This window comes from Paenibacillus sp. RC67, assembly GCF_030020805.1.
Lineage (GTDB): Bacteria > Bacillota > Bacilli > Paenibacillales > NBRC-103111 > Paenibacillus_S.
On record NZ_CP125098.1, the window covers coordinates 5,551,882 to 5,574,514 of the forward strand.

Annotated in this window: 14 protein-coding genes; 3 read left to right on the top strand and 11 right to left on the bottom strand. The window is 45.0% G+C overall.

The annotated features are described in order from the left end of the window. Nucleotides 1-82: 82 nt before the first annotated feature. The 9 genes from QMA13_RS25235 to QMA13_RS25275 form a co-directional block, all read right to left on the bottom strand. Entirely contained in the window at nucleotides 83-457 is a 375-nt protein-coding gene (locus QMA13_RS25235; RefSeq protein ID WP_282936472.1) for a cupin domain-containing protein, read from the bottom strand. Nucleotides 458-481: 24 nt separating this feature from the next. Then, a complete protein-coding gene (locus tag QMA13_RS25240) occupies nucleotides 482-2,689 on the bottom strand; it encodes an alpha-galactosidase (RefSeq protein WP_282936473.1) in 2,208 nt (735 codons plus the stop codon). Between the two features lie 274 nt (nucleotides 2,690-2,963). Next, the gene (locus tag QMA13_RS25245) at nucleotides 2,964-4,643 is read right to left on the bottom strand and encodes an ABC transporter substrate-binding protein (RefSeq protein ID WP_282936474.1); all 1,680 of its coding nucleotides are present in this window, start codon (nucleotides 4,641-4,643) and stop codon (nucleotides 2,964-2,966) included. Nucleotides 4,644-4,697: 54 nt separating this feature from the next. Next, nucleotides 4,698-5,594: a carbohydrate ABC transporter permease gene (locus QMA13_RS25250; RefSeq protein ID WP_282936475.1), complete on the bottom strand. Its 897-nt coding sequence runs from the start codon at nucleotides 5,592-5,594 to the stop codon at nucleotides 4,698-4,700. Nucleotides 5,595-5,618: 24 nt separating this feature from the next. After that, nucleotides 5,619-6,590, bottom strand: coding sequence for an ABC transporter permease (locus tag QMA13_RS25255; RefSeq protein WP_282943546.1), 972 nt, complete (start codon nucleotides 6,588-6,590; stop codon nucleotides 5,619-5,621). Nucleotides 6,591-6,741: 151 nt separating this feature from the next. Then, nucleotides 6,742-9,072 carry a helix-turn-helix domain-containing protein gene (locus tag QMA13_RS25260; RefSeq protein WP_282936476.1) on the bottom strand — a complete coding sequence of 777 codons (2,331 nt, stop codon included), beginning with the start codon at nucleotides 9,070-9,072 and terminating at the stop codon, nucleotides 6,742-6,744. 215 nt (nucleotides 9,073-9,287) lie between these two features. Then, on the bottom strand, nucleotides 9,288-9,827 hold the full coding sequence (locus QMA13_RS25265; RefSeq protein ID WP_282936477.1) for a GNAT family N-acetyltransferase: 540 nt from the start codon (nucleotides 9,825-9,827) through the stop codon (nucleotides 9,288-9,290). Nucleotides 9,828-9,848: 21 nt separating this feature from the next. Next, on the bottom strand, nucleotides 9,849-10,484 hold the full coding sequence (locus QMA13_RS25270; protein WP_282936478.1) for a VC0807 family protein: 636 nt from the start codon (nucleotides 10,482-10,484) through the stop codon (nucleotides 9,849-9,851). Nucleotides 10,485-10,743: 259 nt separating this feature from the next. Then, a complete protein-coding gene (locus QMA13_RS25275; RefSeq protein WP_282936479.1) occupies nucleotides 10,744-12,084 on the bottom strand; it encodes an ABC transporter substrate-binding protein in 1,341 nt (446 codons plus the stop codon). A 337-nt stretch (nucleotides 12,085-12,421) separates the two neighbouring features. Here QMA13_RS25275 and QMA13_RS25280 point away from each other — a divergent pair, with 337 nt between their 5' ends. Continuing rightward, nucleotides 12,422-13,183 (top strand): DeoR/GlpR family DNA-binding transcription regulator, encoded by a 762-nt coding sequence (locus QMA13_RS25280; protein ID WP_282943548.1) that lies wholly within the window; start codon nucleotides 12,422-12,424, stop codon nucleotides 13,181-13,183. A 121-nt stretch (nucleotides 13,184-13,304) separates the two neighbouring features. Here QMA13_RS25280 and QMA13_RS25285 read toward each other — a convergent pair whose 3' ends face one another. Then, nucleotides 13,305-13,895, bottom strand: coding sequence for a biotin transporter BioY (locus tag QMA13_RS25285; RefSeq protein ID WP_282936480.1), 591 nt, complete (start codon nucleotides 13,893-13,895; stop codon nucleotides 13,305-13,307). 97 nt (nucleotides 13,896-13,992) lie between these two features. Between QMA13_RS25285 and QMA13_RS25290 the strand changes: the two genes are divergently transcribed. Together QMA13_RS25290 and QMA13_RS25295 are read left to right on the top strand one after the other, a co-directional pair. Further along, nucleotides 13,993-14,856 (top strand): energy-coupling factor ABC transporter ATP-binding protein, encoded by an 864-nt coding sequence (locus QMA13_RS25290; RefSeq protein WP_282936481.1) that lies wholly within the window; start codon nucleotides 13,993-13,995, stop codon nucleotides 14,854-14,856. Further along, on the top strand, nucleotides 14,838-16,571 hold the full coding sequence (locus QMA13_RS25295) for an ATP-binding cassette domain-containing protein (protein WP_282936482.1): 1,734 nt from the start codon (nucleotides 14,838-14,840) through the stop codon (nucleotides 16,569-16,571). Before QMA13_RS25290 ends, QMA13_RS25295 begins: the two co-directional genes overlap by 19 nt. A gap of 96 nt (nucleotides 16,572-16,667) precedes the next feature. On the opposite strand, the gene QMA13_RS25300 is transcribed toward QMA13_RS25295, so the two are convergent. Further along, a complete protein-coding gene (locus QMA13_RS25300; RefSeq protein WP_282936483.1) occupies nucleotides 16,668-22,598 on the bottom strand; it encodes an S-layer homology domain-containing protein in 5,931 nt (1,976 codons plus the stop codon). Nucleotides 22,599-22,633 lie beyond the last annotated feature (35 nt).

The window sequence follows — 22,633 nt, forward strand, 5'->3', positions numbered from 1 at the left end:
CAAAAAGCCCTCATTCTTCCGCAGCAACGGCGAAAGATATGAGGACTTTTTTTTCAATAGTAGGCAGAATGATTGGGACAGATTAAGCCTGCTGTTCTTCCAATTGATTTTTATGGCGAGCCGGTCCAGCGTGAACCCATAATGTGACGATAGGATCTTCCTTGCTGGAGATCAGATGATGATCCTCTCCTGGCTCGATAACAAAGATATCACCGGTAACGACGGGATGAAATACTTTATCCACTTCCATTTCACCTTTGCCTTGGGCAATAATGAACACTTCACAATCCTTGTGAACATGGTAGTCTCTACCTTCAGGACCATCGTTCGAATGTGTGCGGAAGCCCGGCTTCTCGAAAGCCAAACCGCCAGAGGATAAATACTCTCCTGGTAAAATGCCTTGTAAAAAGTGTCCTTCTCTCGTATCCTGCAGATCAGACAAACGGTACTTTTTCATATCGATTCCTCCAATTCATGTATATTATTGTGCCGTTAAGCGGTACAAGCGACTACGGAAGTCACCCTTCCACTGAGGCAGATTAAGCCCTATGTGCATCAACTCGTCCCCACCAAACAAAATCTCTTCAGCTTCCGACATCCCATCTTCCAGCACATGGTAATCTTTATTAGGATCGAGACCTTTTAAGCGCAGCTTAGCTAATGGCGCATTCGGCTTCGATAGTACCTGGAAGTAAGCAACCAGCGCTGACGAACGATCCTCGGATACGAACATCCACGCCGTCTCGTTCCCCTCAAATGGACTTAGCAGGCGGTAAAAGTCGCCGAACTGGATCAACGGTCTTAACTCTTTGTATACAACAACCTGCTGCTTCACAATCTCCTTGTCCTGCTCTGAAAACTTGGTTAAATCCAGCTCATACCCAAAGTTTCCCGACATCGCAACATGACCGCGCATCTCGATAGGTGTGACACGGTGAACCTGATGGTTCGGTACCGCAGATACATGGGAGCCCATGGAGCTGATCGGATAAACGATACTTGTTCCATACTGGATCTTTAAGCGCTCCACAGCATCCGTGTTGTCGCTGGTCCAAGTTTGCGGCATATAGTAAAGCATACCGGGATCGAAGCGGCCTCCTCCTCCAGAGCAGCTTTCAAACAAAATATGTGGGAATGAGGAAGTAATGCGCTCCAGTACCTCATAAAGACCGAGCATGTAACGATGAGCAGTCTCCCTTTGACGCTCCGAAGGCAGCAATGCAGAGCCGATTTCCGTCATATTGCGATTCATATCCCATTTGACATAGCTTATTGGACAGCTTGCCAAAATGTCGGATACAACTTGGACAATGTAGTCTTGTACATCCTTGCGTGAGAAATCAAGGATAAGCTGCTGGCGCGCTTCCGTACGTCTGCGATCCGGGACATGCAAGCACCAATCCGGATGGGCACGGTACAGCTCACTATCCGGCGATACCATCTCCGGTTCGAACCAAAGCCCGAACTGCAGATCTAGTTTGTTCACCCGGGCAGCTAGGTCTTCCAAGCCCTGAGGAAGCTTCTTCGCATCAACGAACCAATCGCCGAGTGAGCTCTTATCATTATCACGTTTGCCGAACCAGCCATCATCCAGCACGAACAGCTCCAAACCAAGCTCTTGGCCGACTTTGGCAATCTCTTCAATTGTGTTGGCGTTGAAATTAAAATAAGTCGCTTCCCAATTGTTTACGAGCACTGGTCTCGATTTATCGCGGAATTCACCTCGGCATAGCCGTGTACGATACAGCTTATGATAAGTGCGCGACATTCCGCCTAGGCCTTCCGCAGAATATACGAGCACCGCCTCAGGAGTCTGGAACGATTCGCCCGGCTCGAGCAGCCAAGTGAAGTCAAAAGGATTAATTCCCATCACGACCCTCGTGGTGCTGTACGGATCAATTTCCGCCTGAGCCAGGAAGCTGCCGCTGTAGACCAGGCTGAAGCCATAAGCCTCACCACGATCCTCATCCGCATCTTTCGATAACAGCGCTATAAACGGATTGAGCGAGTGACTGCTCGAGCCACGGCGGCTCTCAATGGTTGCCCCTCCTGTCGTCAGAGGACGTCGTTCAATGTGCCGTTCCCTCGCCCAAGAGCCTGACAAATGAAGCATATCAAAATTCGGATGTGGCAAATCAATGCCCATACTGAGCGCCCGAAGCAGTCTGATAGGCCCACCGCTTTCATTGTAATAGCGAACAGAACGGGCAACCGCATTACAATCGCGAAAAACGGTATATGTAAGAACCACCTTCAAGCCAATGAGCTTGTCCGTCAACACGATATCAAGACTGTCCGCTTCCGCGTCATGCTCAACGTAAGTAGCTGGAAGCCCTTCAAGCTGCGGCTTGCCAGGGTAAATGCGGTGCGACTCATAAACAAGCTCGCTGACGGTTGTGCCATTTTCCAGCTGAACCTGGTAGGCCGGAACACGGAAATCGCTTCCCCCGAAGGCAGGAAGCTCCTGTGGCAGGGTATCCAGTGACAAGCTAAGATCGTTCGGATCCGTTGACGGAGAGAACGAGCAGCGCTTGCGGTTGGCCAATAAGCCTCCTACATTGGTACCGCGCACCTTACTTCCCCAATGTACGTGTGCAATATATTTCGACTTGATGATTTGTATAATATAGCTTGCATTTCGAGCCTGTAAATGAAAGGTTTGCGTTGCAGAATCAAAGCTTATGCTCATGGCTACCTCCAGTTGTTAGATATACCCAACATTATATAACGCAGTCATACGTTCGAATATGGACAAAACACACTTTTATATGGAGAAATTACTTCTGTTTCAGCCTGAACTTCAAAAAAGTCCGAGCCTATCGAGAGGCTCGGACTGTGGTCAAGATAGCGAAAGCGTCAGCAAAGCTCCAGTTGGTTCCAGAATCAGAATTTATTATTAATGATAATATCGCCGCACGGGCAAGGAAACCTTCCATCTCACCCTCAAATAAATCATAAACGTTCTATTTCTTCATCTTCGCATCATAGGCCGCTTGATAAATTTCCAAGTAGCGCTTCAAATTCATATTTTGCAGATTTTTCAAGTAACCGTCCCAATCTTTATCTAGGCTGGCATCCCCGATGACAAAGCGCGCAATCATCTCCTGCACGTGGTCTGTAATGGTTTTCTCGAGATCGGCGAGTTCCATGGCCTGCTCATTAGTAAAGAACATTTGCGGCAGAACCGTATTCATATTCTGTTTGTAAGGCTCATAGTTTTGCTTCGTTTCATTGTACAGAATCGTTTCTTGCGGATTTTTTGGATCGGCAACCTGGCCGAGACGGAAGTCATTGGTTCTAAGCGTCGGTGCCGTTTGCGACCAGCTTACGTTTTGTACGGTTGGCAGGACAACGTCGGTTTTTTTCCAAATGGCTGGCTTGCCGTTAATGCCTACTTCGCCTTTATCGGCATACTTCCACTCTACATCCAAGCGACCAATCGTTTCGCGCATCGTCATCTCTTCACTATAGAGCAGATCCGCAAGCCTGAAAGCAGCCTCCGGGTTTTTACTTGCTTTCGTAATGATATACCGTCCTTGGCCTACGCTATTGTTAAGCGGTGTGATCTGTGTCCCCTTAGGTCCTTTAAGAGGCGGAACCGACACGACTTCAAGCCATCTCCCGCTTGGTCCGCTGAATGTTGTGAATACCCCATTGTGCTGCGCAATTTCTGCTCCCAAAATGTTGACATCTGGATTTTCTCCCATTTGTCTAGCCTGATCCCTATCTTGGGTAAACGATTGAGGAGCAATCAAGCCTTCAGCATACAGCTTGTGCAAATAAGCCAAGCCTTCTTTCCACTCCGGTTTGTTATAAGGTACGTCCACTTTCCCATTGTTTACAAACAGACGATTCCAGTTGTTTTGTCCGACTCCATTGGCACTGGAATCTAATATAAAGGAGTTCATAATGAATGAATCGATATTGACGTTCGGGCCTACAGCCGCTCCTGCAAGTGGAATTTCATCGGCCTTTCCGTTGCCGTTAGGATCCTTGGTCTTGAAGGCTTTCAGCACTTCGTACAGCTCATCGGTCGTCTTAGGCACTGCCAGTCCCAATTTATCCAGCCATGGTTTATAGATCCACAGCTTTTGCGACATCGAGCAATGGAAGCATTCATTGACCATAGGAAGAGCATAAATTTTGCCTCCTGGGGCTGTAATGGCCTCTTTGACTCCTGGAACCTTGTCGAACATTTTCTTGGTCTCCACACCATACTTCTCGATATAAGGAGTAAGATCAAGGAAATCGCCTTGACTTCCGTAGATCAGCTGTTGAGTTGGCGAGACACCAAAGCCCATAATAACATCGGGCAAATCGCCGCTTCCGAGCACAAGATTCAGCTTCTCTGTCGCCGATTTCTCTGGAGCAACGTCCCATTCGATATGAATGTTTGTCTTCTCTTCCAGAAACTTGGTAAATTCATTTTTGGAGAAATCCTCTACGAACGGACTTCCTTTCACAAGTACCTTTATCGTCGTCTTCTCATTAGTGATCGGCAGTTGTCCAGCTGGACTCACCGTCACCTGCTGAGTCTTTCCAGAAGCCTCCTTAGAATCTCCCTTATCCGCGCATCCGCTTAATACCGCTGTTGTTGCCAATGCCAAGCCTAAGCTCACCGGAAGCCATTTTTTCCTCTGCATTTGTAAAACCCCCTTCTAATTTTGCCCATCCAATAGACTATAGACTTCTTCGTTCTATCCTTTTAAAGAACCGATCATGACACCCTTAACGAAATGCTTCTGCACAAACGGATATACGGCAAGCAGTGGTAACGAGGATACGACAATGAGCGAATATTTCAGCAACGATCGCAAGCCTTCACGGCTCGCCTGATCTTCCAAACTGGCTAGCATGCTTACATCAACCTCATTTTGTACTAGAATTTCCCTTAGCACGAGCTGAAGCGGATACAAGGAAGGCTGTTTTAAATAAATCAAAGCATTGAAATATTGATTCCAATAGCCGACGGCTGAATAAAGCATAATGACGGCAATGATAGGACCGGACAACGGGATTACGATTCGCCATACGAACTTGAAATCGTTACAGCCATCCAATTGGGCAGCTTCCAGCAATTCATCCGGTATTGTTGTCTTAAAATAAGTACGAGCAATAATGACGTTGAACACGCTCATGGCACTAGGCAAAATCATCGCCCATACCGTATTTAGCATGCCTAAGTCTTTCACCAGAATATAGCTTGGTATCAGTCCTCCGGAAAAAATCGTTGTAAATACGAACAAAAGCATAAAGGCATTTTTACCGAACAAATCTCTTCGCGCCAATGGATAGGCAGCCATAACCGTCAAGACGACATTAATCAATGTCCCAGCAACCGTATAAAATACGGAATTTCGAAACGAGCTCCAAATGAGCTTGTGCTTGAACACCGCAGCATAGCCTTCCAGGCTCGGCTCAACAGGCCACAGCCAGACACGTCCTGAGGTCACCGCATTCGGACTGCTGAAGGATGCGCTTACAATAAATACTAGCGGATACAGCACCGTGATGAGAAATAACATAAGGACGACATAATTGATGATGTTAAACCAACGATCTGTTCTGCCTTCTTTAATATTGACGTACTCCATCTCGGCTTCCTCCCCTCTTCGGTGCTACCATAGGCTCTCCTGCTTCGTTCTTCTGGCGATGGAATTAACCGTTACCAGCAGAATCAAACCAACAACCGATTTGAACAGATTAATAGCCGTAGAGTAAGAGTAATTCATGGCCTGGGAAGCAAGACCGACCTTATACACGAACGTATCAATAACTTCGGAGGTCCGCGCGTTCAAGGAATTTTGCATCAGCAGCACCTTCTCAAAGCCAAGATCCAGAATATTACCGGTGTTCAGGATAAGCAAAATAATCATGACCGGAATAATACTTGGAAGATCGATATGGAGCATACGTTGAAATTTGTTGGCACCATCAATTACAGCCGCTTCATGTTGAGCCGGGTCTACTCCAGCAAGGGCAGCTAAATAAATGATGCAGGAAAAACCAACGTTCTGCCAAATGCCGGACCAAACATAGATGGAGCTGAAATATTCTGGAATCGCCATGAAATTAATAGGTTCAAAGCCTAATTGGACCAGCAGCAAATTCACAAGCCCTTTACGGGGCTCCAGCAGCTCCAGGATGATCCCTACCATAACGACCACAGAAATAAAATGCGGCGCGTAAGTAATCATTTGTACTGTTTTTTTGAAAAACTGGTTTTTTACATAATTTAAGGATAAAGCCAGAATGATTGGAAACGGGATACCGGCAAGCAAACTGTATACGCTGATAATCAACGTGTTCTTCATCAGCTTTCCAAACTCATACGAATTGAAAAAACGGATAAAGTGTTTGAAGCCCACCCACTCGCTTCCCGTAATTCCCTTGGATGCAATATAATCCTTAAACGCGATCTGCGCTCCATACATCGGATAATATTTGAATACAAGGACGTAGACAACCGGCAATATAAGCAAGGCGTACAATTGCCAGCTGCGTTTCATCTGCTTCCATCGGGAAAACGGCTGGCTTCTTGTCTTCATAATACTGTTAGTTTCCGCCTTCGCCGGCGCAACCGCTTTCATCATACGTTCAACTCCTTTCATGTGAATGAGTTCATCATAAAGGGAATGACCGTAAAAGCGTAAGAAGAAAGACTTAAAATGTTATGCAAAAGTTAGGATATCGGTTGTGCACCTCGTTATTTTTTGTGCAAAAATAAAGAAAACGGCTTATTCAGCCGTATTTTTGCGTATTCAGCTTCTTATAAACCGTAGGACTTACCCCATGCAGCCGCTTGAACGCTCTGCAGAATGTATTGGAGGAGCTGTAGCCCACATACTCTGAAATCTCGTTTACCGTCTTACCCGACGATTGAAGCAGCACTTTAGCTTGCTCCATACGCAAGCTTTCCAAATAATCGGAAAAATTAATTCCGGTTTGCTCTTTGAAAAATTGCGATAAATACACTTTGGATATCCGAATCTGATCAGCTACCTTGTCTAGACACAGCTCACTGTCCATATAAGAGATTTGAAGCAAAGCAATGATCGTTTCAATCAGCTCAACATTTTGGCTTTTCTTATTCTCGTTCGCAATTTCACAAACCCATTGAAAGGTATCTCGAACCGATTCATAATTTTTGCGCATGCTGTCGTACGAATCATTGCTGCCATTCAGTACGGCCATTCGACTGTATACGGTCTGTTGATCCAGTTCCATCTGCGGCAGCAGCTTGACCAGGCAGCCCCACATTTCAAACAGAAACAGCTTCATAACAGACATCGAAAGATGCCGTTGTTCGAAGTTTTCGCGATACAGCTCATCCAGCAGATGCTCGACCTCGGTCTGATCCCCTGCTTTAGCCAAATGAATCAGGCGAGTCTCGACATCCTGGGGAAAATAGTAATGGTTCCTATCGGTAGGAAGCTCGTCATACCAGAGCCCGCCTTCCTTGTTGTTCCATATTTGCGCATTTAACGCTTCGCGCGCCTGTTCATAGGATCTGGATATCCCCGTGAGACTGTCACATACACTGCCCATGCCATAGACAGACACCAGCTTGAGCTGGTTGTTGATTGTCGCTCTCGTTTCCTTCAGCTTTTGCTCAACAAGCGCTTTATAAGAGTCAACTTGATCCGCCTTATAAATAAAAAGCACAGCAAATTGATCATCAGCTATATCATAGACGAAGCCATCATAATCCAGCGCCCTTCGCAGCATCTCTTTTGCCAATACCCGTTTCATATCGAGCTCCTCAAGCAGGTCACTGCTGTAGCCATTATCAAAGCCTCGCAAATGAACGATGGTCACTAGATAGGACATGCCTTGCAAGTCCAGTCCCACATGCTTCAGCAGCACATCTGCATCGCGAGACGAAACGAATTGTCCGTTAAGAAGCCTTTGAAAATAGGCGGCTCTAAGCAAGGGAACCTGCTGTTCGATCTCCGATTGCAATCGATGATTGTTTTGAAACAGCCCGCTTACCGTCTCACCTATAAAGCCAATGGCATCTCGCTGCTGCGAGAGTGCATCTGTTTTTTCCATGATCATATTCACAATGTTCCTTAGAGGCCGACTGTTACGATAAGCTAACAAATAGGCGACGAATATGCCCGCTATCAGGAAGATGCAAGCGAAAGTGAAAATAATTTTTTGGATATATCGAACCTTACCTAATACCACTGCCGTTGGCTGCCCAACTAAGTAAGTCCAGCCGTTATAGCTGGATTTGGTATAAGTGACCATCATGGGTTTGGAATCCAGCTCCTGTTCTATGACACCTTTGGAGCCGATAAGCCGCTTAGTTTCAAAAGGTACTTTATCCAACTCCATTCCAGGAGACAAGGAGCTGATGATCTTCCCCTCATTATCCAATATATAAGCCCAGCCACCATCCGAAATATGAAGCCCTTGAAACAGCTTCTGTATTTCCTTCTGATCAATCATTACAGCGATAACCCCCTGGGGATTACCCGGGTAGCCGATGGACTGGAGATAGGTCAGCATCGAATAAGGCAGCCCTTCCATCATTACACTCTGCGCAGGCAGCATATGCCGGGTGTGAAATTGATTCGCAATTAGGGTTGACCAAGCTCGGGAATCCATCTGGTTGAAATTCGCAACCCGCTGAAAAAAATGCTCATAAGAGTAACTGGCTCCTGGAGAGAATACCATCTCGCTGTTTTTGAACAGAACGTAATAATTGAAGACAAAGTTGTTGGACAGCTTGTAATCGTACAAGCTTTTATTCATATCCATAATTCGGTATGTATTCGTTCCGTTAAAAGGGTTGGTTACCGGTTGAAACTGAATGATTCGTGTATCTGCCGCCAGCTGTTGGGTAATGGAAGCCAGCTCCTCCAGCCTTCGATCCAACACATCCTTACTCTGCTCTAGCAGGTTCATATGACTCTCCGTAGCTTCTTTCTCTATCAAAACGATCGTCTTCTGATAAATCATCCAGCCGATCATCATGGCAAGCATAAGAAAGACAAGATATGGAATTAGAAGACGCGCAAAAAGACGGTGTCTTCCCTTGGCACGTACAGCGTCGCTTTTCACCATCAATCGAGATCCCCCCAATTCAATCGGATTCCAACTTGATAAGCTGCTTCAGGTCATAGATATGCACTTGTATTAGGACTTTTTTCAAATGTAAGCGCATCCTTCCCCGGCTCTCACATTGTACCATATCTTCCTTTACCGCATCATGACATCAATTAATATTATTAATGATTGCTTTACAGAAGCATCGTCAGCAGAAAAAAGAGCCTCGCCTATTAAGGGCGAAGCTCCTTGGAAATGATTTTTTCATATACATAAAATGGATGATTGTGAAATGGATACCGCACCTCTCCGACCTTGGTATAGCCCGCTTTTTCATACATCCCAATAGCCGCGAGATTAGCTGAGTAAGCATCAAGCCGAATACTTGTGTAAGGATGCGCTGCGGCTTCCATTTCTGCAAACTGGAGCAGCTTTTTGCCGATGCCTTGACCTTGGTAATCCGGATGGACGGCCAAACGGTGTATCACCACGGCTTTGCCAGATTGATCCTGCCAAGACAGACCCTCGAACTCCGTATCTTGCGCTTCATTCACCACCACTGCACCGATCCACTGACCTTCCTTTTGAATCCCATACATTTGCTTGTTATGAAGATCGTTCTGAAACACCGCTATAGTCGGATAATATTCGTCCCACTGATCGATGTTTCTTTCCCGCATATCACGCGTTATTGCAGCATACAGCTCCGTTACCGCTTCTAGCTCTGTATAGTCGGCTCGCACAATACTCATGTCTTGATCTGTATTCGGCATATCTCTCACCCTCCATAACGATTATACAGTCTTGCTTGATTTGATTTCCAGCAAACGGGCTTTGGAACGTCTTCGATACAGCGCGGTCCATAAGATCGTAATGCCGATGAAGCCGTAAAAAACAAGGTTTGAGACCGCCAAAAATTGAGCTGTAGTCAATTCATATACAAGGATGATACGAATCCCCGCCTCTACTAGCAGCATGCCACCCCATACGGCCGTCATCAGTCGTACGACAAAGCGAAAGTACGAATAATCCCAATTAGTGGCGAAGGTCGACTTCTCATCCACATTGTCCTTTACTGTAAAACGTATCGCAAGGTGATAGATCAAAGGCTTCTTGAACATAAGGGATATCAAGAATAGTAATCCTACGGCAGCGGTTATGAATGATTCTCGAATAAGCAGCAGCCTCTCGTCGCCCCCTAACAAAATAAGACCGATCCCGAGCAAAAAGGTGAATAGCATCATGCCTCCAAACACGTCCAGCTTCTTATGCCTAGCCAAATGAATGAGATTATCGGCCATGGGTACGACAGTTGCAATGGATAAGGCAGCAAAGCTGGACATATAATGAGACAACCAGACGTACAAAATATAAGGAACCGCTCCGTTAATGAGCAACGTAACTATAATTCCGCGAAACACACGTGACATAAAATAGTATCCTCCTCTAAAATATTATCTAACTGCTTACACAATCCATTCTTTCATTCAAAGGGCACTGGTTTCCTCTCCATCACCGACCATCAGTTAATTGATACTCATATAATAGATACCGACCGTCGGTTTGTCAATAACCTTTTTCCACGTTTTGCAAATTTTTTCTCCATCGACTCTCTTACCTCCGCCTCTACATAAGGTATAGAAAAAAGGACTCCTCCCATTATGGAACAGTCCTTATTTTGCTATTCTGTTATTTGGCTGCCTTCATTTCCTGGATATACTTATCCGCTTTATCATTGGATTCTCTTAACGCCGTGTTAATATCTTTGCCGTCGTTGACCATCGATTTGATCCCTTCTTTTAAAAACCCGTATGACTTCACATCGTAAGCTGTAGCCTCAGGCAATGGAGCTGGCTTCACTGCAAAAATACCCAGCAGGTTTTTCCCATCATACAGCTTAGCATCTGAAGCAAACTGATTGCGAATGGCCGGATCTTTGAGTATGGACAAGCGGCTACCCGATTTGTTCATTGTCGTTTGCGCCGCATCACTGATCATACTTTGAATAACCGCGTAAGCAGCCTTCTGATGCGGGGTGTTCGGTGGAACCATGGCGAGATGAAAATCGATTTCTCTTCCTAGACCGGGGCGGTCATCTATAGAGGGGAATGAGACGACATCCCAATTGAAATCCTTGCCCGGTTCCTTCAACTGCGGCAAACGAGCGGTCAAAGCCGAAATCCAGTAAGGAAACATAGCTACCTTCTGCTCCTTCAGAAATGCATCGATGCCGTACGTATACTTTTTCTTTGAATCAACGATACCCGGGATTTCGTATAGCTGCTGGTATAAGCCAAACACTTTTTTATAGCCATCCGATGTTAGTGCAGCCTTCTCTTGTTTCTCGTCTACAACAGGGAGTGAATAAGCGCGGGTTAAGGTTTGGGGGTCTCCCATATCCAGCCCTATGTACTGGTTACCTTGATCTACACGGGTTACCTTGCGGGCTAGATCTATAATTTGGTTCCAGGTCATCCCGTCCTTGGGATAAGGAACACCATATTTATCAAAAATATCTTTGTTATACGCCAGAACACCGTAGTTCATGGCATAGGGGATGCCATAGAGCTCGCCCTTTTTGCCGAAGCCCTTCATCACATTGACAGCTTCAGGTTCAAATCGATTCATATCGATCCGCTGGCTTTTCACAAATTCGTTCAAGTCGCTGCCGAGCCCCATTTGAAGAACATCATGCAAATAATAATTGCTCGTCGCAATAATGTCCGGTACTTCACCCGCAGCTAGCATTTTATCCAAATTCGTTCCTTTGATCAGTTCTACCGTAATGTTCGGATATTTGGCTCGGACTGGTTTACCTACAAGCTCTTCCAGATCGGCATCACTAAGGATTCCCGCATTATGCGAGTAAAACCTCAGTGTAACCGGTTCATTGTTGTACAGCTCTTCAACGACAGGCTTTGCCGGATCGGCGCTTGGCTTGACATCCCTTGTGGTGCTGCATCCTGCAAGCAGTACTCCCCCTGCTATTGCTGTTAAAGCAATCAAAGAAACGGATCTATTATTCCCCATATCAGCGCCCCCACGAAAATAGTGTATTGCTCTTGTTCACTGTATTTCGTTAATACCGCACTTGGATGTCTCGCCCCTGATGCTTTTGCCAATGCTTAAGTTGGTATTCCCTCCTTTACACAATGTTCATTTACAAACAAAAATACGTTTATTTATGTTTATTTGTATTCATTTTACTTAAACGGATATTTTTATGTCAATGCAAAAAATGTTAAGATTTTCTTGACACAAGCCATTTTTCTTCATAATCTAAAATCATGCAAACAATCTAAAAAAATGTATAATGATATAAATGAACATTTTCGCGAAACGGATTACGATATTGGAGGTGTTATTCTTGTTAGCAGCTGAGCGTAAGTTGCGCATCATCGAGCTTGTGAAACATCAGCATGTGGCTACGGTAACGGATTTGGCCAAAGAATTCCAGGTGCACGAGGCCACCATACGGCGTGATTTGGCGGAAATAGAGCAGGAAGGGCTTCTGAAGAGGACCCACGGTGGAGTTATCGTCGATAAGGGCGCCAATATAGAGCCTTCTTTCTCAGAACGCGTCAGCGATCAAGTGGATCAGAAGGCCCGCATCGGGAAAAAAGCGGCTTCCTTAATTGAAGATGGGGATCACGTTATTATTGATTCCGGTACGACCACAATTCACATTGCTCGCCATTTGATCAATCGAACGAACATTACTGTCGTTACCAACGATATCAATGTAGCTGCCGAGCTGCGTGATTCGCCGGGCATTAATGTCATTGTGACTGGGGGAACGCTTTATCATTCCAGCTTTATGCTTAACGGAATGTATACCGATGCACTGTTACAGAGCCTCCATGTGCAAAAGGCGTTTATTGGTACTCCTGCCATTCACCCTGTCCATGGCTTGACCCATCCTGAAGCTCAACTAGTCCCGACTAAGCAAGGTATGATTAAATCAGCCCAAGAAATCATTGTTGTAGCCGACGATACGAAAATAGGCAAGGTTTCTTTGCACACAGTAGCGCCAATAAACAGCGTGCACACCTTCATTACCGGCTCTGAAGCTTCCGAATCTCAAATGAAGCTATTCAGAGATTCAGGCGTACAGTTGATTACGGTCTAAGTATTGAAATAAAAAAACACAAAGTGGTGCCTTGGCCTCGAAGACGATTCAGGTACTTTGCAGGGAGCCCCGAAACTTTTTAAATAAAACGGCGCCCCGCATATTGCGAAGCGCCGTTTTATTATTTTGCTGAAGTCATTCCTTGTTTCGTACCAACGATTCTAGATGTAGGAAAAACCTGCCGTATGGGAACAAGAATAATTGCCGCTAAGGCAGCTTTCACCGCATCTCCAGGCAAATAAGGATAGCAGCCCATAACCATTGCTTTTTGCAAAGATACACCTGCTTTATGAGCCAGCCACGGAACCCCAGGCAGGTAAAGAAACAGCGAGCCGATCAGCTCCAAGATCAGAAAGGTAAAAACAAATGTCAGCGGACCGCGTCCTTTAACTCGTTTAACCAGCAACCCGATCAATAGTGCGGCAAATGGATAAGCCCAAATAAATCCTCCTGTCGGTCCAAGCAGCAAGGCGAAGCCCCCACTCCCGTGCAGCAAAGGAATCCCAAGCAAAGTGAGAATGACAACGAGCGCTACGCTAATAAATCCATATAGCGGGCCGAGAATAGCTCCCGTCAGCATAACGACCAGATTTTCCAACGAAATAGGAATCGGGGTAAAGCCCAAGTGAATATTCAAGTAACTCGATACGACCAATAACGCGCCGAATAGGGCGCTGAAAGCCATCCCTCTTGTGGTTATAACATTTTTCATTGCAACCGCTCCTTTTATTTGTTAACCTATGTATGACGAACCAAGTTGACAATTGAATTCTAGCACAAACCTTTCGGTTAGAAAAGAGTTATTTAATATGAACACACCGGTGATCTTTTCGCTTCATCATGTATCCTGCGCCATTCCTTTTCAAGATACAGTGAAGACTGTCCTTCATGACATACATATCGAGATTCATTCCAGGGAATGGGTGACCTTTGTCGGGACAAACGGCAGCGGGAAAAGCACGTTAGCCAAAGTACTGGCAGGACTTCATCCGGTTTCTGAGGGCAGCTTAACTACTTCCTATCATGGAAATCCTGCGGTTCAGCTCGTTTTTCAAAATCCGGATACTTCCATCATCGGAGAAACCGTATATGAAGATGTATGCTTTGGTCTAGTAAACTATGGAGTGATCGAACCAGCATTGGAGCAACTAGCTATGAAGGCGTTGAGTAAGGTTGGGCTTACTTCTCTTGCGCATACTCCAGCCTCTTCCTTATCCGGAGGACAAAAGCAGCTGCTCGCCATAGCCGGGTGTCTGGCTGTGAGTCCCTCCGTTTATATTTTTGACGAAACGACATCTATGCTTGATCCAATGTCCAGGAAGACCATCCTCGATCTTGCGCATCAGCTTCATGCCGACGGCAGCACCATAATATGGATTACTCAGCTGCTTGACGAACTGACAGGAACGGATCGTGTTATCGCGTTGGAGGAGGGGCGAGTCGCTTTTGATGGGTCCAGCAGGGATTTTTTTTATGGGAGAGCGATCGATGACTCGGACAAGAGCTTCTCGGAAAGTGAAGTGAGCCCTTGTGAGCGTCTTGGCTTTACAATGCCTTATGTTGTTCAAGTGGCTCAGCGGTTGATGAGACAAGGCTGCGTGCTAAAGTCCAAGCCGCTTTCTCCAGAAGAACTGAGCGATGCTGTGGAGGAACTATGTCAATACAACTCGTAGATGCTACAATATTATCGCCTAAGTTGGATCGGAAACCGATACTCTCTCATTTCAACCACCAATTCCGTAAAGGAACCGTTACACTCATTGTCGGGCAAACGGGGTCGGGAAAAACGACGCTGCTGAATGCATTAGCGGGATTGCTTCCTTTGGAATCGGGTTCCATAACGTATGATGACAACCCGTTATGGGTTGGAAACAAATTGAACCGTAACGCACTTCTTCAGACAGGACTTGTATTTCAATACCCTGAGCGGCAGCTATTTGCAGATAGTGTGATGAAAGAATTCTCTTATTCGCTGCGGCATTTACGACTTACGAAAGAGGATGAGAAGCACAGAATCCTTGTTGTCTTAAAGCAATTAGATCTGCCCGAATCGATTCTGAGTGAATCTGTCTTTACTCTGTCGGATGGATGGAAAAGGAAAGCCGCATTGGCAACAACGTTGGCTGTCAAGCCGGCATGGCTGCTGCTTGATGAGCCGACTGCAGGTATCGATCCTCAAAGTATTGGCCCAATGTTGGATGCGATTCGAAATCAAAGGGATAAAAGTGACGGAGGGGTCATTGTCGTTAGTCATGACCTCGATACGTTTCTCCCCATAGCCGATCAAGTGATCATTATACGCCGCGGGGCCGTTGATGCGGTTTTGGAACCGAAGGAGCTATATGCGGACCCTGCTCTGCTAATTCGGGCTCATGTAGGATTACCCACTTCAATGCAAATTGCCATGAGATTAAGAGCGGTAGGAATAAATATCAGTGAGGAAAGACCATTCACCGCAGAGGAAACCGCTGATGCCATTTTACAAAGCTTGAGCAAGCCGTACGCTGAAGCTGCAGTAGGGCATGTCATTAACGAGCCAGCCTTGCTTGTTGATGGGGTCGACGATCGTTCGGACAACTTTCAAAAAAAGCTAACTCCAACGGTCGAAACCCAAACATCAGAAGTTCAGGGAGTCCATAAGCTTCATCCGATCGCAAAATGGGTTTTCTATGTAGCTGTGTCTACGGGAATGCTTATTCAAAGCCATTGGATAGGCGTCCTAGCTTCACTTCTTCTGGCGCTGGGTATCGTGAAGGTTGCTCGTGTTTCCCTGCAAAGTTTATATAAAGCCGGAAAAGCATTTGCCCTCTTTATTCTAATCTCTGGTATTATCTCTGGCTTACAGATTTCTGTTGCTGATGCGTGGTGGCAATGGCAGAGCATTTCTTTCTCGTTTGCTGCCGCTTCCGGTACGATCCGCCAATTGGTTGTCTTTTTCCTTGTGTTGATGACTGGAGTCGCCTTTGCCTCCAGCACCACTCCATCCATGATGCAGCATGGTTTAGAGCAAGGACTCTCTTTTCTGGAACGGTTTCGGATTCCTGTTTCTGTGTTTACCTTCTCCGCTTCCTTGCTGCTGCGGTTCATCCCGCTCATAGCTAAGGAGATAGAACGGATGTCGTTGATTGTAAAAGCTCGTGGAAAATCTGCCGCAAAACAAGGAACACTCCGCATGCGCGATGTTCCGGTATTTATGATCCCGCTTCTGCTTGCCATGATGAAGCATACAGAAGATCTGTCTCTGGCTTTGGAAGCTAGGGGGTATAAGATGCGGAGGCTGGGAGGTTCTATCAAAGAACCTATCAAGTTTGCTAAGGAGGACTGGATACTTGTAGGGGCCGGGCTTGTGCTGCTTGGGGTGTTGGTTGCGGTGGAGAAGGGGTTGTAGGTAAGGTGGTTGGGTGGTACTTATAATGCTGACGTAATAAGGATAAAAAAGATCGCTTACCCGCAAAAGGGTTAGCGATCTTTTTATTTTAAGATTTTAAGGATTTGATTTTACGATAATCCGGACTGGATCACTTTCTTTTCTGCCTATTGCCTCTGCTGTAATAGTTAGTTCTTCGCCGATTTGACGATTTGGGAAGCGCCAGATGCTAGGGAATAATCCACTATAGTCATATGTATTATCCTCAACAAAACTGCTTGATGATCTTGTCGTTACTTTGGCGTAGGGTTCTGTTTGAACATATACGTTACTGTAACCCTGATACACGCTACCAGTTACCGTTGGAGTAGGTGTCTTACCTGAGACGGACTGAACTGTAACGAGAACTGGATCACTTTCCGCTTTTTCATACGCCTTAGCTGTTATTTGCACTTGGCTCCCTAAAGAAAAACTAGCAATATATTTTGCAAAGAACGATGAATTATAATAACTCGTGTTAAACTTGTTTATCAAAGTACCATCCATTTGCTTGACACTTATTTCAGAATCATTTTCGGCCGTACCCGAAACAATAAAACCATTTTCATAGACAGCTCCCGTTACAATGGGTTTGCTTGTTTTAGGAGAAGCCAGAAGCATTATCTTTGTCGGATCACTTACACTTTTCCCCCTGACCTTAGCTGTTACAAATAACGTATCACTAGGGTTCAGGTTAAGCGAAATGAACTTATAAATACTATAGTCGCCTTTTGAATCTGCAGTATTTGAATATCCATAAAGCTGCCCACTGGCTGTTTTTACAACGACTTCTGCTGAAGGCTCACTACGTCCCAGAATGAAATTTGACATAGTGTAGACTGTATTGGTGACAGTGGGTTGCAATGTTTTAGGTGACTGTTGAACAACAATTGGAAGCGGTAAGCTTTCCTTTTTATTAATAACCTTAGCACTTAGATTCAACGTTTCTCCCACACCGAAAGGACTATACAGATACAGATACATAGTAAAGGTTCCATCATAGGATGAAGAATGTGTACTTCCTACTATGCTTCCTGTCTCGTTCTTTAAGTAGACATCTGCTGCCGGTTCAGTGGAGCCTGTAATTACATATGACTCGGAATATACAACATCATTTACTGTTGGTGTTTTTGTGAAAGGCCTAGCTTGAACAATAATTTTCCACGGATCGCTTTCTTTCATACCTTTTAATTTTGCCGTAAGCAGCAGTGTTTCTCCCGCAATGAGTGTAATATTGCTGTAGAAGTCAATGTATCCAGAATTACTAGTATAGACATGTCCTGTTCCTACTTTAGTTCCATCTTCTTTTTTTAGTGTAAGATCAGAATCATACTCTGCTGCAACTGAGAGCCTAAAAGAATTATCAACATCATATACAGCACTTTGGACAGTAGGTTTATTTGTCTTTGGTGCCGATAGGATTGGTACATTATTGGCAAGGCTTAGTAGCTGATTAGGAGCCATTGCATAAACCTTTAATTTTGTATTTTCCGTCATCTTTCCACTAACAGGTACATAAGTTTCATCACGCCATGTACTGGAATAAGATGTACCAACCAAATAATCCTGATAATCTACCAAAATGATTTTACTATATTTACTGGTCGTCACACTAACTTCTACACTTTCGTCATAAACGCTACTATTAACCGTTGGCTTTTCGGTTATTTCCTTCTCCCGAACGGTTACGGAAATAGGGGTACTTTCCTTCATACCGTAATGATTCGTAGTGATATAAAGCTCCTCACCAACTACAAGAGGACGATCAAATTCAGTAATGTTAAAATCTCTATTTTCCTCAAGGTTATATTGAGCTACAATAGCTCCAGTCATATTCCTAACCACTATCGTAGAATATGGAATTGAAAAACCTTTAATACCCTTGAATGGTTCATTTACTTGCTCCTCTATACCAAGAAGTGCTCTTTGGTCCTGAACAGAATCTACTTTTGCATAAATGGGATCACTGAATAGCTTATCGCTTTCTTGCACATATATGGCTATTTGCTTAGCCAAATTTCGAGTTTTTCCTAAATGTAATTGAATTTTGTCATTGTAAGAGGATTGGTCCCAAATGTGTCCTTGATCATCCACAATTACCATGTCCATTGGGATACCCTTAGATTGTCCCTCGATAAACAAACCATTGTTAAACACATTTGCTTTTAATTCAACATTTGTTGTCTTTGCGATATCTGGAACTGCTACATACATGGCTTTTTCGATCCCATATGTGTTTTTTGCGCTTACCTCCAATAAATCCCCCGCCCGCAGCTCCACAATAGATGCTTTAGAAAGCCAATAGTAAAAATCAGAGCTATACGCTAACACAGGTCCAAATAAGGTTTTGCCATCAGATGCTCTCTTAATACTTAATGTAGATCCTATTGTGGTCCTACCCGAAATAAATAGATCAAATCCATTAAAACTTATCGAAACGCTCTGTAACGGTGCTTCAGGAGGTTTGTTTGATCTTATCTCCACTCCCACTGCAGGACTAATCGATTTATTTGTCTCCTCGGACGTAATATAAACTACAACACCTGGATAAAGAATAGAACTCCATCCGGGATAGCTAAACTGAACCTTGGTTTGTCCAGCGTCCACTTTTGCCGTTGCAATTAACTCTCCCCAACCAGTTTTTAAATAAAGAGTTCTATCCACCACAGTGGATACTACTTCTATAGTCCCTCCATCTGGGTAGAGCTTAGCCGAAATGAGCTCAGGCTTCTTTGATTCATTTTCCGCTGGTATTCCTCCACTACCTCCGCTATTTCCGCTGCCTCCACCACCGACAACATTACTTTTCTTGTGTACATTGACTTTGATAGACTCACTTTCTGCTTTTCCAAACTCCTTTGCTGTCACTGTATAAATTTCAACATCAGCAGACGGATCATAATTACTGTATTCATATTTGAATTGGTAGGGATCATCGTACCATAAAATTGAATCTGGCGAGCGTTCATAAACCAATTTATTTTTACTGTCTCTTATATAAATTGTTGCCGCCTTTTCAGTAATAACTCCGCCAATAACACCATTTGGTGACTCTTTGTATACAATCGGTGCTTTAGATTTAACAGTAGGCTGCTGAAGAACAGTCAGTTCAACCTCATCACTCTCTGCTTTCCCGGGCGACTTGGCTTTGATATTAATCTTCTTCCCAGCAATTAAAGATTCAATATTATACTCAATGACGGACGATGTATCATCAGTGTAAATGACTCCCGATGATCTTAAAATGATGGTTTCGTCCATAAAAAATACTTCAGCATCTCGTTCTGTTTTAATTTGCAATATAGAATTTGGTTCATATAAACTCTCTAAGGGTACTGGAGGAGCAGTTTTACCATTAACTTCCTTGACCGTTCGTTGAATGGTTCCACTATATTTCTTACCGTTACCTCTAGCTGACAAAGTTAATCTCTGGCCTGATACAAGCTTTGTATCTAGATCGAACTGTTCATACGTACGACGGCCAGGCATATTACCCTCAACAAATGCCGCATCCAATACTAAGCCTTTTTCATCTTGCAACACAACTACAGATGGTTCAAATATCTCCAATGTAATACTTGAGGTATCTTCGTAAATATTATCAACAATCACTGGCATCGCCGTAATCAATGATGGCGCGGCTGCAGCTTTAACCGCAATATTCACAGGAGTACTTGCCAGCTTTCCGCTTCCTTGAGCAACCAGCTGAAGTTGCTCGTTAGCTGCTAACTCTCGGCGAAGTGGTATGATGGCATACCCGTAGGAGTTTGCCATTGTCTTTCCAATAAGCTGGGCTCGTTCATCTGTTAATGTCAAGTTCGCATTATCTTCCGTCCATACCATGATCCATGCCGTATCAGTATAAACAGAAGTTGACACCGTCGGTACGTTTGTCGGCTCTGTACCCGAAGCCGGTAAGGCTTTAATGGTAATCGTGAAACTTTTAGCTACTGTCTTGTTATTACGAGAGATAACAGCTGTCAGTTTGACGACAACATCCGCAGATCCTGCGGAAGGACGTGTAACTACACCTTCTTTGGTTACGTGAGCTGAGTCATTGGTATCCCAGCTTACCGTTGTAGATGCAAAGCCATTCTTCGGCAGGGTAATGTTCTGTGTCACGCGATCCAGCTGATCGCCCTGCTTGAATTCGATTTGAAGCAGCTCGGATGCCTTTGCCAAAGCAAGATCCGTTAATGCCGCTTGAGCTGTCCGGAACTTCGACAGATTAGCTATTTCCGACTCTTTAGCACCGAGCTTAAATGCTGTTTTAAGCGTGCTGTCCACAGTTGCTATCTTCTCTTCCAATTCAGCAGAATACTGTTTTACTTCTCCAATGCTATCGATTGCCTTTTGAACAACATCAATGAGCTTGTTCTTCAAAGCTGTAACGATTGCAGGGTCAGCGTCCAGGAAAGCATTGTCGCCTTTCAGCTCTAAAATCATATTCGAAAAGGCTTTGACATTCCCCTTCAACGCTATCTTCACATTTTCTAATACCAGCTTTTCAATAACCAACTCAGAAAGAACATTTAGTTTTACGTTCTGAGCTTCTGCATTGAAAGTAATACTTGTTATTTTGCCCAATCCGTCCAATTCAATGGAAGAGCCAGTTTTAGATACCGATAATGCCTCTATAGCAGCCTTAGGCTGTACGACCAGCTTTCCTCCGGCTTGCATAGAGAGCGACTTCACGTTAGATTCCTTGCCGCCGGCAGTTGGAGCAAATGTAATAGAAGCACCTTCGGCAGCAGTAGTCACTTCGTTATAGATTCCGCGAAGCTCTACGTTTTGGTTGGCCGCGTCTGTTGTCACCATCACGGCACCGAAGCTTCCTGCCTCTTGCTCAACTATGGCTTTGGAACGGATTTCGGTTCTCTTAATCTCTGTGCCTTCCTGCGTCATTACTCGAACGCTTTGGGACTGGTTCGCTTTTATGATAAGCAGTTCTCCATGAACATTGCGCAGCTTGATCGTATTGGACGATCCTGAGCGCACCTCAAGGGTGGCTGCCGTCACATTTTGGATCACAACTTCGGCGTTAGGTCCAGGATCAATAACTAATGTTCCTGTGACATTCGCAGTGCCTACCCCATCCTTTGGTCCATAGGTCCCGCTGGATGAAATGCTTGCGTTCCCATTAATGATGCCTGGAATATCGAGCGATGGCGTCGAAGTGCTTCCTCCGCTGTTGCCTTTGCCCCCTCCGCCACCACCGCCTCCACCGAAACAACAGGTAGCTGGTGCTTCTTCCTGCACGACTTCTTCTTTCTTTGGCTCGGTTGTAGTCAGCTTTTGCGCTGCCTCTATGTATTGCTGGCGATTCTTATGAAACTCATAGGCTAGTCGGGCCAGTGCTTGTCTCTGCGCCGGAGTTCCCGGTTCAAAGCGTATACCGCCATCTCCGTTATCCATGCCTTGAACAAAGCTAATCTTGGAGGCTAGCAGCACACTGCTGCGCGCCCATGCGGAGATCGCATTCCGGTCTGTAAACGGCAATTCTGCCGATAATTTATCCGCAACCGTTTGCAAGCCCATCGCCCGTATGAAAAATACGACAAGCTGCTCCCTGGTTACGCGCTCTTCAGGTGAAAAGGTAGTATCGGAAGTTCCTTGCGTAATTCCCGATTGAATGAGCGACCCCACAAAGCCACGGTACCAGCTATCCGGGTCCACATCCGTGAATGCCGAAGCCTTATCAGCATTTTCTTTTAAGCCTAGTGACATTACAATAATTTTTGCCAATTCCGCACGGGTCATCGGCTGCTCCGGAGCAAATCTGTCGTCGGAATATCCGGATAAGATTCCAGCGTCTGTCAGCGCTTTAATTTCTTTCTTTGCGTAGGACTCATTAATGTCTTGAAATCCGGCTGTTGGTTTTACAGTTGACTCTGCCTCTGCCGAGGCGGGCGTTTCAATGCTGCCCGATTCTGCAGCATACGTACGGTTCCCCCACGAATCCGTTACATCTACGGCTGCAAACAGTTGGGTGAGCAGCAATACGCTCACTAGTAATTTCGAAATCTCTCGCCGAATCATTCGTT

Coding starts and splice junctions, on each gene's coding strand:
- QMA13_RS25255 (WP_282943546.1), bottom strand. CDS start 6,590: ATGAAAGCGGTTGCGCCGGCGAAGGCGGAAACTAACAGTATTATGAAG.
- QMA13_RS25285 (WP_282936480.1), bottom strand. CDS start 13,895: ATGAAAAATGTTATAACCACAAGAGGGATGGCTTTCAGCGCCCTATTC.
- QMA13_RS25275 (WP_282936479.1), bottom strand. CDS start 12,084: ATGGGGAATAATAGATCCGTTTCTTTGATTGCTTTAACAGCAATAGCA.
- QMA13_RS25260 (WP_282936476.1), bottom strand. CDS start 9,072: ATGGTGAAAAGCGACGCTGTACGTGCCAAGGGAAGACACCGTCTTTTT.
- QMA13_RS25250 (WP_282936475.1), bottom strand. CDS start 5,594: ATGGAGTACGTCAATATTAAAGAAGGCAGAACAGATCGTTGGTTTAAC.
- QMA13_RS25295 (WP_282936482.1), top strand. CDS start 14,838: ATGTCAATACAACTCGTAGATGCTACAATATTATCGCCTAAGTTGGAT.
- QMA13_RS25240 (WP_282936473.1), bottom strand. CDS start 2,689: ATGAGCATAAGCTTTGATTCTGCAACGCAAACCTTTCATTTACAGGCT.
- QMA13_RS25290 (WP_282936481.1), top strand. CDS start 13,993: ATGAACACACCGGTGATCTTTTCGCTTCATCATGTATCCTGCGCCATT.
- QMA13_RS25245 (WP_282936474.1), bottom strand. CDS start 4,643: ATGCAGAGGAAAAAATGGCTTCCGGTGAGCTTAGGCTTGGCATTGGCA.
- QMA13_RS25270 (WP_282936478.1), bottom strand. CDS start 10,484: ATGTCACGTGTGTTTCGCGGAATTATAGTTACGTTGCTCATTAACGGA.
- QMA13_RS25235 (WP_282936472.1), bottom strand. CDS start 457: ATGAAAAAGTACCGTTTGTCTGATCTGCAGGATACGAGAGAAGGACAC.
- QMA13_RS25265 (WP_282936477.1), bottom strand. CDS start 9,827: ATGCCGAATACAGATCAAGACATGAGTATTGTGCGAGCCGACTATACA.